This window comes from Streptomyces altiplanensis, from assembly GCF_053591575.1.
Genome location: NZ_JBSFUB010000079.1, coordinates 1 through 12,252, shown reverse-complemented (window position 1 = coordinate 12,252; position 12,252 = coordinate 1). Strand labels below are relative to the sequence as shown.

The following is a 12,252-nucleotide window of genomic DNA, read 5'->3' as shown; positions in this document are numbered from 1 at the left end:
CGCCCCGGCCGCCCGTACGCTGGGCAGGTGACTCAGGAAGCTCCCGGGGAGCCGACGACCCGGAACGACGACGCGCAGGACCCGCAGGCGGCCGGGCACGAGGCCGCCGGTCAGCAGGCCGCCGGGCGGCCCGCCGCCGCCGGGCCGGCGGGCGGTGAGGAGACCGCTGGGCAGACCGGCGGCGAGGGCGCTGGTCAGAACACGGGGCCGGGCCAGGACCAGGACCAGGCCTCGGAGCGGCCGGAGGCGCGGTTGGAGAAGGCCGTGCGCGTTGCCGAGCAGGCACTGATCGAGTTCGAGATCGCGGTGGAGACCTTCCGGGTCGAGGTGGAGAACTTCTCCCGCCTCCACCACCAGAAGCTCGGCCCGATGTACGCGCGCCTCGACGAGCTGGACGCCCGGATCGCGGAGGCCACGGCCGCCCGTACCGGCGATCCGGAAGACCGCCGCAGGGCGGAGGAGGCGCGGGCCATGGTCATGCCGATGCCCGGCGTCGACGAGCTGTTCCACGACTGGATGGACTCGGACGGCCTCTCTCCGGAGGCGTCGGCGATGCTCACCGAGCAGGCCGTGCAGCCTCCCAAGCGGGTCAGGCCGAGCGAGGAGGCGCGCAGGCTCTACCGCGAGCTGGCCCGCAAGGCGCATCCGGACCTGGCGCAGGACGAGGCGGAGCGGAGCCGCAGGGATGAGTTCATCGCGCGGGTCAACGCGGCGTACGGGCGTGGGGACGTGGACCAGCTGCGGGTGCTCGCCGACGAGTGGGCCGCGGGTCCGGTGCCCGTGGAGCAGCAGCCGGAGCGCGATGAGCTCTACGCCCGGCTGGAGTGGCTCTCGCGGCGCAAGGAACTGCTGTCCGTGATCGCCAAGGAGCTGGAGGACAGCGCCATCGGTTCGATGCTGCGGATGGCACCCGACGATCCGGACCGGCTGCTGGAGGAGATCGCGGAACAGCTGCTCGCGCGGGTCGCCGAGCGCGAGGCGGACCTTGCGAAACTGGTGCAGTAGTAGGTTGCACTGCCGGGCGGGTTCCGCTCCCCGCTGAGTGACGAGCACGACCGGCACGACGAGAACGACGAGAACGACGAGAACACTGTGTACGTACGAGAGAAGGCATGACTCATGAACTTCGCCCCGCTCCCCTCCGTCGACGTGGCGTCGGTGCCGGCCGACGGTCTCGTGCTGGACGTACGGGAGAACGACGAGTGGGCAGCCGGTCATGTCGAGGGCGCGCTGCACATTCCGATGAGTGACTTCGTGAGCCGCTTCGGTGAGCTCACCGAAGCGGCGGAGGACGGCCGGCGGGTGCATGTGATGTGCCGGGTCGGCGGCCGTTCCGCACAGGTCACGCAGTACCTGGTGCAGCAGGGTGTGGACGCGGTGAACATCGACGGCGGGATGCTCGCCTGGGACGGCGCCGGGCGTCCGATGGTCACCGACAACGGAAGCCCGGCCTTCGTCCTCTGACGTCGCCCCTCGGCCGTCGCAGCCCTCGCAACCGTCTCAGGCGTGGCAGCCGTCTCAGCCGCGCCTCAGCGGTCGAAGTCCAGCTCCACTTCCGGTGACGCCGGGTGCGACTGGCAGGCCAGCACGTAACCCGCCTCGGTCTCCTCCGGCTCCAGCGCGTAGTTGCGGTCCATCCGCACCTCGCCGGAGACCAGGAAGGCCCGGCACGTCCCGCAGACGCCGCCCTTGCAGGCGTACGGCGCGTCCGCGCGGCTGCGCAGCACCGTCTCCAGCAGCGATTCGTCGTCCCGCACCGGCCAGTTGCCCGACCGGCCGTCGAGTGTGGCGGTGAGTGTGGCGGTGAGGGTGCTGCTCGTGGACGCGGTTGGTGACGTACTGTTCGCGACCGTCTCCGTCCCGCCCCCGGCGTCGACGTGGAAGATCTCTTCGTGGATGCGGTTCCTGGCCACCCCCAGGCCGCGCAGTGCGCGCTCGGCGCTCTGGACGAGGCCGAAGGGTCCGCACAGGAACCAGCCATCCACATCCGCCACCGGCAGCAGCGCGGGCAGCAGTCCCGTCAGCTGGTCCTCGTCGAGGCGGCCCGGTCCCAGCCCCGCCTGCTGCTCCTCCCGGGAGAGCGCGGTGACCAGCTGGAAACGGTCGGGGTAGCGGTCCTTGAGGTCGGCCACCTCGTCCAGGAACATCGTCGAAGCCGCGGTGCGGTCGCTGCGGATCAGACAGAAACGGGCGTCGGGCTCCCGTGCCAGCAGTGTCGCCGCGATCGACAGCACCGGCGTGATGCCGCTGCCGCCCACGATCGCCGCGAAGCGGCCCGGGCGCGGCTTCAGGACGAACCGGCCCGTGGGGGCCATGGCCTCGACCGTGTCGCCGGCGGCCAGTTCCTTGAGGGCGTACGTCGAGAAGTCGCCGCCGTCGACCAGCCGGATGCCCACCCGGAGGACCGGAGCCAGCGGCTCTTCGGTGGCCGGGGCGCAGATCGAGTACGTACGCCGGATCTCCTCCCCGGCCACCACGCGGCGCAGCGCGATGTGCTGGCCCGGTGTGTGCCGGAAGGTCTCGTGGAGCCCGGGCGGCACGTCGAGGGTGACGGCCACGGAGTCGTCGGTGAGCCGCTCGACCTCGCGGACCCGGAGTGGATGGAACCCAGCCCGTCCGGCGTCTGAGGACAGCATCTACAACTCCTTGAAGTGGTCGAACGGTTCGCGGCAGGACACGCAGCGGCGCAGTGCCTTGCACGCGGTGGAGGAGAACCGGCTGAGCAGCTCGGTGTCCGTGGAGCCGCAGTGCGGGCAGCGCACCGACAGGGTGAGCGGAACGGGTCCGCCGCCGGTGGGCTGCGGACGCGGCGGGGCTATGCCGAACTCCGCGAGCTTGCGCCGGCCCTCCGCGCTGATGTCGTCCGTCGACCAGGCCGGGGACAGGACCGTGCGGACCGAGACCTCCGGTATGCCGTGCTCGTGCAGCACGCGCTCGATGTCCGAGGACATCGCCTCGATCGCGGGGCAGCCGGTGTACGTCGGGGTCAGCTCGACCTCGACCCGGCCGGGCCCGAAGACGTGGACGGCGCGCAGGACGCCCAGCTCCTCCAGGGTGAGCACCGGAAGCTCCGGGTCGGGGACCGAGCCCGCGAGCCGGCGCAGCTCGGCTTCCAGGAGTGTCTCGGTCACCATGTCGCCCCCGGGTGGCTGCGGTGCAGGTGCTGCATCTCGGCGAGCATCCGCCCGAACGGCTCGGTGTGCAGCCCCTGCCGTCCCGCTCCCGCCGCCCAGGCGCCGCTGCGCGGTCCGTCGGGCACGGTCAGCGTCGCCCGCCCCAGCACGGCGCCGACCGACTCCCGCCAGTCGTCCTCCAGCTTCTGCCAGTCGGCGTCGACGCCCTCGACGGGCCGGAACATCTCGCCGGTGAACCGCCACAGGGCGTCGCAGCCCCGCTGCATCCGCCCGTGGCTCTCGTCGGTGCCGTCGCCCAGGCGCAGCGTCCAGTGCTCGGCGTGGTCCCGGTGGTAGGCGACCTCCTTGACTGCCTTCGCCGCCAGCGGCGCGAACTCGCCGTCCCCGGACGCCAGCTGCCCGTACAGCAGCTCCTGGTAGGTGGAGAAGTAGAGCTGGCGGGCGATGGTCTGCGCGAAGTCGCCGTTGGGCTGTTCGACGAGCTGGAGGTTGCGGAAGGCCCGTTCCTCGCGGAGGTACGCCAGCTCGTCCTCGTCACCGACGAGGGAGAGCAGGATCCGGGCCTGCCCCAGGAGGTCCAGCGCGATGTTCGCGAGGGCCACCTCCTCTTCCAGCACGGGGGCGTGTCCCGCCCACTCCCCCAGCCGGTGCGAGAGCACCAGCGCGTCGTCGCCCAGGGCGAGGGCCGCGGGCGCGGCGGTCACAGGTGCTCGGTTCACAGATGCCGCACCCCTTCCGGGATCTCGTAGAACGTCGGGTGCCGGTAGGGCTTGTCCGCGGCCGGTTCGAAGAACGGGTCCTTCTCGTCGGGTGAGGACGCGGTGATCGCCGACGACGGCACGACCCACAGCGAGACACCCTCCGACCTGCGGGTGTAGAGGTCGCGGGCATTGCGCAGCGCCATCTCCGCGTCCGGTGCGTGCAGGCTGCCGGCGTGGGTGTGGGACAGTCCGCGGCGCGAGCGCACGAACACCTCCCACAGCGGCCAGTCGGAACTCGTCATGCTGCTGCCTCCCCGTGCTTCGCGGCGTACGCGCTCGCCGCGTCCCTGACCCAGGCGCCCTCTTCGTGCGCCTGGCGCCGCTGCGTGATCCGCTGCTCGTTGCACGGACCGTTGCCCTTCAGTACGTCCCAGAACTCGTCCCAGTCGATCGCGCCGAAGTCGTACTGCCCGCGCTCCTCGTTCCACCGCAGGTCCGGGTCGGGGAGGGTGAGGCCGAGCGCCTCGGCCTGCGGGACGGCGATGTCGACGAAGCGCTGGCGCAGCTCGTCGTTCGAGTGCCGCTTGATCTTCCAGGCCATGGACTGTGCCGAGTGCGCCGACTCGTCGTCCGGCGGGCCGAACATCATCAGCGACGGCCACCACCAGCGGTCCACCGCGTCCTGCGCCATCGCGTGCTGCTCCGGCGTCCCCCGGCTGAGGGTGAGCAGCAGCTCGTACCCCTGTCGCTGGTGGAAGGACTCCTCCTTGCAGATCCGGATCATCGCGCGGGCGTACGGACCGTACGAGCAGCGGCACAACGGCACCTGGTTGGTGATCGCGGCGCCGTCCACCAGCCAGCCGATCGCACCGACGTCGGCCCAGGTCAGGGTGGGGTAGTTGAAGATCGACGAGTATTTCTGGCGGCCGGAGTGGAGCTTGTCGAGCAGCTCTTCGCGGCTGGTGCCCAGGGTCTCGGCGGCGCTGTAGAGGTAGAGCCCGTGCCCTGCCTCGTCCTGCACCTTGGCCATCAGGATGGCTTTGCGGCGCAGCGAGGGGGCACGGGTGATCCAGTTGGCTTCCGGCTGCATGCCGATGATTTCCGAGTGGGCGTGCTGCGCCATCTGCCGGACCAGCGAGGCCCGGTAGGAGTCGGGCATCCAGTCCCGCGGCTCGATGCGTTCGTCCGCGGCCACCGCGGTGTCGAACGCCGCTTCGTACGCCGCTGTCCGCTCTGCCTGTCCGGCCTGCTTCCCAGTCGTCGTACGGTGCGCAGCTGCTGTAGCCATCCGAGCCCCCTGCCGTCCCTGCCGGGTCCCCGGCCGGTCTTCCGAAGGAACGACCAGCCTACCGACCGATCGTTCGGTTCGATGACTTCAATGGTGAGTCGACGGCCCGTAGGGTGTCAACCCTGTGGATAACTGCTGTGGGCCGATGGGGATCGGGGCGGGATGGATTCGTACGACGACAGGGGTGTGATCGCCGGGCGGGACACGGCCTCCGCCCCGGGCGCCCCGGACGTTCCCGGGGCCGCGACGGCCCCGGAGGGCGTGACGCCGCCAGATCTCGCGGGAGCTCCGGAAGACACTCGTAGCCCCGGCACGTCGGGCCCCGGCACGTCGGGCGGTATCGCGGCGCTCTCCCTCCCGTACCAGCTCGTGGCCGCTCTCGCGCTCGCCGTGGTCGGGGTGGTCGCCTGTGTGCACCTGGGGATGGTTTTCCTGCACGTCGCGCCGTCCAACACCCTCACCAAGCAGAACGGCGAGGCGGTCGACGACTGGATCTACCCCGAGTTCGAGCAGAACTGGAAGCTGTTCGCGCCCAATCCGCTCCAGCAGAACATCTCCGTGCAGGTGCGGGCGCAGGTCCGTACGGCAGACGGGCAGGAGAAGACCAGTGACTGGATCGACCTCACCGCCCAGGACGGCGAAGCGATCCGCGGCAACCTGCTGCCGAGCCACACGGTCCAGAACGCGCTGCGGCGCAGCTGGGACTTCTACACCGCCACGCACGACAACGCGAACAAGCCGAACGGCCTGCGCGGTGCCCTCTCCGAGCGCTACGTCCGCCGCACCGTCATGCTGCGCCTCGACGGGCAGGACCTGGGCGGCGAGGTCGAGCGGATACAGGTCAGGTCGGAGACGGTGTGGGTGAAGGCCCCGCCGTGGAGCGAGGAGAAGACGAACACGCGGCCGGCCCACCGGGTCCTGCCGTGGTGGCCGGTGACCGGGGCGGATCTGCCCGAGGGCGTGCGGCACGCATCGGGGGCGGCCCGGTGAGCTCGTCCGTTCCCCCTTCGTCCGACGTCCCCGCCGGCAGCCCTGCCCGTACTTCGGCCCGCACTCCCGCCCGCACCCCGGGCCGTGTCTCCGGCCGCGCTCCCGTCCGTGGGCTCGCCCGCGCCGTCCAGCGCGTCACCTCCACCGCCCTCGGGCCGTACCAGAGCGCCGTCGTCCGGATCGGGTTCTCGCTGACCTGGCTGTTCTTCCTGCTCTGCGAATACCCGCACCGTCACGAGCTGTACGGGCCCGGCGGGCCGTGGAGCTGGGACATGGCCCGGCAGCTGATAGCGGACAACCACGCGTTCACCGCGCTGATGTGGTCGCAGAACCCGGTCTGGTTCGAGATCGTCTACGGGCTCGCGGTCGTGTCCGCGGCACTGCTGATGCTGGGCTGGCGGACCCGGACCATGTCCGCCCTTTTCATGATCGGCGTGCTGTCGCTGCAGAACCGCAGCATCTTCATGGGCGACGGCGGCGACAACGTCATTCACCTGATGGCGATCTACCTGGTGCTGACGCGGTGCGGGCAGGTGTGGTCGCTGGACGCGCGGCGCGACCCCTCGCGCGCCGACCAGGTGGGGCCCGCCCTGTGGGGTGCGCTCGGTGCCTGCCTCACCGCGCTGACGTTCATGGACCAGCTCGGCGGCGGCTGGCTGCTGATCTTCTGGGGCCTGTGGGCGGCGCAGGCGCTGTGGTGGGCCGCAGGCCGTTACGCGCCCGGGCAGCCGCGCGCACTGCTGGACGTCATCGCCAACCTCACGCACAACGCGGGCCTCCTCGTGATCATGGCGGAGGTCTGTCTCGTCTACGCCACCGCCGGCTGGTACAAGATCCAGGGCTCACGCTGGCAGGACGGCACCGCGCTCTACTACCCGCTGCACCTGGACTACTTCTCGCCCTGGCCCGCGCTTTCGGAGCTGCTCGCCTCCCACGGCGTGATCGTGATGCTGCTGACGTACGGGACGGTGGCCGTGCAGGTCGCCTTCCCCTTCACGCTCCTGAACCGGCGGGTCAAGAACGTCCTGCTCGCCGTCATGATCACCGAGCATGCGGCGATCGCCGTGGTGCTCGGCCTGCCCTTCTTCTCGCTCGCGATGATCGCCGCCGACGCGGTCTTCCTGCCGACCGGCTTCCTGCGGCGGACCGGCCGCTGGGCGGCGCGCGGGCGTGACCGGGTGCGTGCCGGGGTGCGGCGGCGCCCGGAAGCGCGGGCGACGCCGCAGGAGCGTCCGCGGCGCGAGGAGCAGGTCCGTACGCTCGTCGAGTGAAGATCCCGGCCGCGGGCCCCCCGTAGGCTGAGGCCATGACTGAGGACGTGGCCGAGGCCGTGATGCGGCAGTGGCGTGAGGCTGCCCCGAGCGCTGTTCTGCTCGACGGGTTCCATGCCCTGAAGCACGCGCTCCGCTTCGGCGCGGAGGTGCGGCTGACGGTCGCGAGTGACCGGAAGGCCGTGCTGGCGCTCGCGCGGGAGCTCGCCGACGACCTGTCGGACGTGCTCGCCGAGTCCGTCGTCGAAATTCCGGCACACGCCCTGCGCGAGCTGGTTCCCAGGGTCCACACGACAGCGGTGGCCGCGCTGGCGGTGCGGCGCGACGCTCGCGCGAACGCGGACAGGCTGGCCCGGCTGCCCCGGCCGGCCCCGGTCGTCGTGCTGGACAACCCCCGTAACCTCGGCAACGTCGGAGCGGTGGTCCGGCTGGCTGCCGGATTCGGTGCCACGGGCGTCGTCACGACCGGTGACATGGACCCCTGGCACCCCAACGTCGTGCGGGCGGGCGCCGGGCTCCACTACGCCACGGCCGTCGAGCGCAGGAGTCTTGACGCCTTGCCTCCGGGGCCGCTGTACGTGCTGGACCCGGAGGGCGAGGACATCAGGTCGGTCAAGATCCCTGACGACGCGCTCGTCGCGTTCGGCTCGGAGCGCCACGGGATCTCACCGGAGCTGCGCGCCCGGGCGACCAGGCTGGTGGCCCTTCCCATGAGGCCGCAGGTCTCCAGCTACAACCTGGCGACCAGTGTGGCCATGGCGCTGTTCCACTGGGGCGGGCCCGCCGACGGCCCCGCGTAGGCGGGCACGGAACGGCGGGCCCGGGGCCGGCGGAAAGCCGCAGGGAGCTACGCCTGGCGGCGCACCTCGACCATCCGGAAGCGGTTGGCCACGAACGCCGCGTCGCACAGGGCCGCGTTGGCCGCGGGGTTGCCGCCCGAGCCGTGGAAGTCGGAGAAGGCCGCGGTCTGGTTGACGTAGACGCCGCCCGTCAGGTTCAGGGACAGCTGGGCGGACTCCTCCAGGCAGACCTCTTCGACGGCGCTTTCGGTCTCCGGCGACGTCGTGTACGCGCCCACCGTCATCGCGCCCTTCTCGCGGACCGTACGGCGCAGCAGTTCCAGGGCGTCCGCGGTGGAGCCCACCGCGACCGCGAAGGAGACCGGGCCGAAGCACTCGGACATGTACGCCGCTTCCGCGTCCGGCTTCGCACCGTCGAGCTTGACCATGAGCGGCGTGCGGACGGTCGCGTCCGGGAAGTCCGGGTGGGTGATCTCCTTCGAGGGGAGGGCCACTTCGCCCAGGTCGGAGGCCGCTTCGAGGCGGGCCTTCACGTCCGGGTTGACCAGCGCGCCCAGCAGCGCGTTCGCGCGGGCGTCGTCGCCGAGGAGGCCCGCGACCGAGGCCGCGAGGTCGGTGGTCACCTCGTCGTACGACTTCGGTCCGGCGTCCGTCGCGATGCCGTCCCTGGGGATGAGCAGGTTCTGCGGGGTCGTGCACATCTGGCCGCTGTAGAGGGACAGGGAGAACGCCAGGTTGGACAGCATTCCCTTGTAGTCGTCGGTGGAGTCGATGACGACCGTGTTGACGCCGGCCTTCTCCGTGTAGACCTGCGCCTGGCGGGCGTTCGCCTCCAGCCAGTCGCCGAAGGCGGTGGATCCCGTGTAGTCGATGATCCGGATCTCGGGGCGGGTCGCGAGGGTCTTGGCGATGCCCTCGCCGGGCCGCTCGGCCGCCAGCGCCACCAGGTTCGGGTCGAAACCGGCCTCGGCGAGGACCTCGCGGGAGATGCGGACCGTGAGGGCCAGGGGGAGGACCGCGCGGGGGTGCGGCTTGACCAGGACCGGGTTTCCGGTGGCGAGGGAGGCGAAGAGGCCCGGGTAGCCGTTCCAGGTGGGGAAGGTGTTGCAGCCGATCAGCAGCGCGATGCCGCGCGGGACCGCGGTGAAGGTCTTGTTCAGACTGAGCGGGTCGCGCTTGCCCTGCGGCTTGGACCAGTCGGCCGCGGCGGGGGTGCGGGTCTGCTCGGCGTACGCGTACGCCACGGCCTCCAGGCCGCGGTCCTGCGCGTGCGGGCCGCCCGCCTGGAACGCCATCATGAAGGCCTGGCCGCTGGTGTGCATGACCGCGTGGGCGAACTCGTGCGTGCGGGCGCTGACGCGCGACAGGATTTCGAGGCAGACCAGGGCGCGGGTCTCCGGGCCCGCGTCCCGCCACGCGCCCATGCTGGCCCGCATCGCCGGCAGCAGGACGTCGATGTCCGCGTGCGGGTACTCGATGCCCAGGTGCGGCCCGTACGGCGACACCTCGGCGCCCGTCCAGCCGTCGGTGCCCGGCTGGTCGAGCTCGAAGCGGCTGCCCTGAAGGGCCTGGAAGGCCGCGAGGCCCTCGGCGGCGCTCAGGCTGCCGTTCTCGCCGTACGCCTTGGGGTGCTCGGGGTGCGGGGACCAGTACGCCCGCGTGCGGATCACGTCGAGCGCCTGGTCGAGCGTGGTCCGGTGGGTCTCGGACAGCTGGGAAGTGGTGAGTTCGGCGGCCACGGCGGACCAACTCCTCGTCGAGCTGGGCAGGGACAGGCGGACACGAGATACAGTAACCGAACGATCGGTCGGGACAAGAGGGCCCGGTAAAACCTGTGGACAACTCGTACGGGAGGATCGGGGTCATGACAGCTATCGATCGAGCCCGCACCGTCGCCGTCGTGGGCGCCGGCACCATGGGTCAGGGCATCGCCCAGGTCGCCCTCCTCGCCGGCCACCCGGTGCGTCTCCACGACGCCGCGGCCGGACGTGCCCAGGAGGCCGCCGAGGCCGTCGGAGCGCGCCTGGACCGGCTCGTCGAGAAGGGCCGGCTGGAGCGGAGCGCGGCGGACGAGGCCCGCGCCCGGCTGCACGCCGTGGACGATCTCGCCGAGCTCGCCGACGCCGCGCTGGTCGTCGAAGCGGTCGTCGAGCACCTGCCGGTCAAGCAGCAGCTCTTCACCACGCTCGAATCGATCGTCGCCGACGACTGTCTCCTCGCCACCAACACCTCCTCCCTCTCCGTCACGGCCATCGCGGGCGCCTTGAAGAAGCCCGGCCGTTTCGTCGGACTGCACTTCTTCAACCCGGCGCCCCTCCTGCCCCTCGTGGAGGTCGTCAGCGGCTTCGCGACCGACGAAACGAGCGCCACGCGCGCGTGGGCGACCGCGGCCGCCTGGGGCAAGACCCCGGTCCGCTGCGCGGACACCCCCGGTTTCATCGTCAACCGCATCGCCCGCCCCTTCTACGCCGAGGCGTTCGCGGTGTACGAGGAGCGGGGGGCGGACCCGGCCACCATCGACGCCGTGCTGCGCGAGTCGGGCGGCTTCAGGATGGGCCCCTTCGAGCTGACCGACCTGATCGGACAGGACGTCAACGAAGCCGTCAGCCGGTCGGTGTGGGAGTCGTTCTTCCAGAGCCCCAAGTTCGTGCCCTCGCTGGCGCAGCGCCGTCTCGTCGAGTCGGGAAGGCTCGGGCGCAAGTCCGGACACGGATGGTTCCCGTACGGAGACGCGGGGGCGGCGGGGCCGGCCCCGCTCACCGCGGGGCCGGAGGACGCTCCCGAAGCCGTCACCGTCGTCGGGGACCTCGGCCACGCCGATGTCCTCGTCGCGATGATGGAGGAGGCGGGCATCGCCGTGGAGCGGGTCGGGACGGGTGGCCCGTACATCGAGCTGCCGGGCGAAGGGCAGCTCGTACCGGCCGACGGGCGCACCTCCGTCGAGTACGCGGACGTCGTCTACTTCGACCTCGCCCTCGACTACCGCGGCGCCACCCGTATCGCGCTCTCCGCCTCCGAGGACACGTCCGCGCGGGCGGTCGCGGAGGCCACCGGGCTCTTCCAGAGGCTCGGCAAGGACGTCAGCGTCATCGGCGACGTCCCCGGCATGATCGTCGCCCGTACGGTCGCGATGCTCATCGACCTGGCCGCCGACGCCGTCGCGCGCGGTGTCGCCTCGCCCGAGGACATCGACACGGCGATGCGCCTCGGCGTGAACTACCCGCTGGGGCCGGTCGAATGGAGCGACGCACTCGGCCAGGACTGGGCGTACGACCTGCTGAAGAACCTGCACGAGTGCTGTCCGACCGGGCGCTACGCCCCGTCCCTGGCACTTCACCGGCAGGCGTTCGCCACCAAGGGGGAGAGCGCCTGATGGCCACCGCCAAGCGGGACACGTACACCCCCGAAAGCCTCCTGACGGTGGCCGTCCGGGTCTTCAACGAGCGCGGCTACGACGGCACGTCCATGGAGCACCTCTCCAAGGCCGCCGGCATCTCGAAGTCCTCGATCTACCACCATGTGACGGGCAAGGAGGAACTGCTCCGGCGCGCCGTCAGCCGCGCGCTCGACGGGCTCTTCGGGATCCTCGACGAGCCGGGCGCGGTGCGCGGGCGGGCGATCGAGCGGGTGGAGTACGTCACCCGCCGCACCGTGGAGGTGCTGATGGCCGAGCTGCCGTACGTCACGCTGCTCCTTCGCGTACGCGGCAACACGAAGGCCGAGCGCTGGGCCCTGGAGCGGCGCCGCGAGTTCGACCAGCGGGTGGCCGATCTGATGAAGGCGGCGGCGGCCGACGGGGACCTGCGCACCGACGTGGACATACGCCTGGCGACGCGACTGCTCTTCGGAATGGTCAACTCGCTGGTGGAGTGGTACCGGCCGCAGACGGCCCAGGGGGGCGGCGGGGCGGACGGGGAACAGCTCGCCGAGACCGTGGTGCGGCTGGCCTTCGACGGGCTGCGCACCAGCCGCTGATTCCTAATGCTGTTTGTCAAGCAGTGGGAACGGCGGGTGGCACGGTTTCGTAGGTCCGTCCATCGCGCAGGAGGGCCCAGAGGACGTTGACCC

Annotated in this window: 13 protein-coding genes; 7 read left to right on the top strand and 6 right to left on the bottom strand. The window is 71.4% G+C overall.

From position 1 onward, the window contains the following. Window positions 1-27 precede the first annotated feature (27 nt). Both ACWD0Y_RS27505 and ACWD0Y_RS27500 read left to right on the top strand, forming a co-directional pair. Window positions 28-1,005 carry a J domain-containing protein gene (locus ACWD0Y_RS27505; RefSeq protein ID WP_450263019.1) on the top strand — a complete coding sequence of 326 codons (978 nt, stop codon included), beginning with the start codon at window positions 28-30 and terminating at the stop codon, window positions 1,003-1,005. A gap of 114 nt (window positions 1,006-1,119) precedes the next feature. Further along, entirely contained in the window at window positions 1,120-1,464 is a 345-nt protein-coding gene (locus ACWD0Y_RS27500) for a rhodanese-like domain-containing protein (protein WP_344489469.1), read from the top strand. 65 nt (window positions 1,465-1,529) lie between these two features. On the opposite strand, the gene ACWD0Y_RS27495 is transcribed toward ACWD0Y_RS27500, so the two are convergent. The 5 genes from ACWD0Y_RS27495 to paaA are packed head-to-tail and all read right to left on the bottom strand — an operon-like array spanning window position 1,530 to window position 5,123. After that, window positions 1,530-2,636, bottom strand: coding sequence for a 2Fe-2S iron-sulfur cluster-binding protein (locus ACWD0Y_RS27495; protein WP_450263018.1), 1,107 nt, complete (start codon window positions 2,634-2,636; stop codon window positions 1,530-1,532). Then, window positions 2,637-3,134 (bottom strand): 1,2-phenylacetyl-CoA epoxidase subunit PaaD, encoded by a 498-nt coding sequence (gene paaD / locus ACWD0Y_RS27490; RefSeq protein WP_093800011.1) that lies wholly within the window; start codon window positions 3,132-3,134, stop codon window positions 2,637-2,639. After that, window positions 3,128-3,853, bottom strand: coding sequence for a 1,2-phenylacetyl-CoA epoxidase subunit PaaC (gene paaC, locus ACWD0Y_RS27485; protein WP_450263017.1), 726 nt, complete (start codon window positions 3,851-3,853; stop codon window positions 3,128-3,130). Before paaC ends, paaD begins: the two co-directional genes overlap by 7 nt. Beyond that, window positions 3,850-4,137, bottom strand: a complete 288-nt coding sequence (paaB, locus tag ACWD0Y_RS27480; protein WP_093800009.1) for a 1,2-phenylacetyl-CoA epoxidase subunit PaaB — start codon at window positions 4,135-4,137, stop codon at window positions 3,850-3,852. The genes paaC and paaB overlap by 4 nt, the downstream gene beginning before the upstream one ends. Next, on the bottom strand, window positions 4,134-5,123 hold the full coding sequence (gene paaA, locus ACWD0Y_RS27475; RefSeq protein ID WP_450263016.1) for a 1,2-phenylacetyl-CoA epoxidase subunit PaaA: 990 nt from the start codon (window positions 5,121-5,123) through the stop codon (window positions 4,134-4,136). The genes paaB and paaA overlap by 4 nt, the downstream gene beginning before the upstream one ends. 162 nt (window positions 5,124-5,285) lie before the next feature. On the opposite strand from paaA, the gene ACWD0Y_RS27470 reads away from it, so the two are divergent. The 3 genes from ACWD0Y_RS27470 to ACWD0Y_RS27460 are packed head-to-tail and all read left to right on the top strand — an operon-like array spanning window position 5,286 to window position 8,184. Beyond that, on the top strand, window positions 5,286-6,113 hold the full coding sequence (locus ACWD0Y_RS27470) for a DUF5819 family protein (RefSeq protein ID WP_450263015.1): 828 nt from the start codon (window positions 5,286-5,288) through the stop codon (window positions 6,111-6,113). After that, on the top strand, window positions 6,110-7,384 hold the full coding sequence (locus ACWD0Y_RS27465; RefSeq protein ID WP_450263014.1) for an HTTM domain-containing protein: 1,275 nt from the start codon (window positions 6,110-6,112) through the stop codon (window positions 7,382-7,384). Before ACWD0Y_RS27470 ends, ACWD0Y_RS27465 begins: the two co-directional genes overlap by 4 nt. Window positions 7,385-7,419: 35 nt before the next feature. Further along, complete coding sequence (locus ACWD0Y_RS27460) at window positions 7,420-8,184, top strand: TrmH family RNA methyltransferase (protein WP_450263013.1); 765 nt, start codon at window positions 7,420-7,422, stop codon at window positions 8,182-8,184. A gap of 47 nt (window positions 8,185-8,231) precedes the next feature. Here ACWD0Y_RS27460 and paaN read toward each other — a convergent pair whose 3' ends face one another. After that, complete coding sequence (gene paaN, locus ACWD0Y_RS27455; protein WP_450263012.1) at window positions 8,232-9,923, bottom strand: phenylacetic acid degradation protein PaaN; 1,692 nt, start codon at window positions 9,921-9,923, stop codon at window positions 8,232-8,234. A gap of 125 nt (window positions 9,924-10,048) precedes the next feature. On the opposite strand from paaN, the gene ACWD0Y_RS27450 reads away from it, so the two are divergent. Both ACWD0Y_RS27450 and ACWD0Y_RS27445 read left to right on the top strand, forming a co-directional pair. Then, a complete protein-coding gene (locus ACWD0Y_RS27450; RefSeq protein ID WP_450263011.1) occupies window positions 10,049-11,557 on the top strand; it encodes a 3-hydroxyacyl-CoA dehydrogenase in 1,509 nt (502 codons plus the stop codon). Next, window positions 11,557-12,159, top strand: a complete 603-nt coding sequence (locus ACWD0Y_RS27445; RefSeq protein ID WP_093800004.1) for a TetR/AcrR family transcriptional regulator — start codon at window positions 11,557-11,559, stop codon at window positions 12,157-12,159. The genes ACWD0Y_RS27450 and ACWD0Y_RS27445 overlap by 1 nt, the downstream gene beginning before the upstream one ends. Window positions 12,160-12,252 lie beyond the last annotated feature (93 nt).

Bases quoted from the DNA above. Each gene is read 5' to 3' on its own strand.
- paaA (WP_450263016.1), bottom strand. From the start codon at position 5,123: ATGGCTACAGCAGCTGCGCACCGTACGACGACTGGGAAGCAGGCCGGA.
- ACWD0Y_RS27470 (WP_450263015.1), top strand. From the start codon at position 5,286: ATGGATTCGTACGACGACAGGGGTGTGATCGCCGGGCGGGACACGGCC.
- paaD (WP_093800011.1), bottom strand. From the start codon at position 3,134: ATGGTGACCGAGACACTCCTGGAAGCCGAGCTGCGCCGGCTCGCGGGC.
- paaB (WP_093800009.1), bottom strand. From the start codon at position 4,137: ATGACGAGTTCCGACTGGCCGCTGTGGGAGGTGTTCGTGCGCTCGCGC.
- ACWD0Y_RS27445 (WP_093800004.1), top strand. From the start codon at position 11,557: ATGGCCACCGCCAAGCGGGACACGTACACCCCCGAAAGCCTCCTGACG.
- ACWD0Y_RS27495 (WP_450263018.1), bottom strand. From the start codon at position 2,636: ATGCTGTCCTCAGACGCCGGACGGGCTGGGTTCCATCCACTCCGGGTC.
- ACWD0Y_RS27450 (WP_450263011.1), top strand. From the start codon at position 10,049: ATGACAGCTATCGATCGAGCCCGCACCGTCGCCGTCGTGGGCGCCGGC.
- ACWD0Y_RS27500 (WP_344489469.1), top strand. From the start codon at position 1,120: ATGAACTTCGCCCCGCTCCCCTCCGTCGACGTGGCGTCGGTGCCGGCC.
- ACWD0Y_RS27460 (WP_450263013.1), top strand. From the start codon at position 7,420: ATGACTGAGGACGTGGCCGAGGCCGTGATGCGGCAGTGGCGTGAGGCT.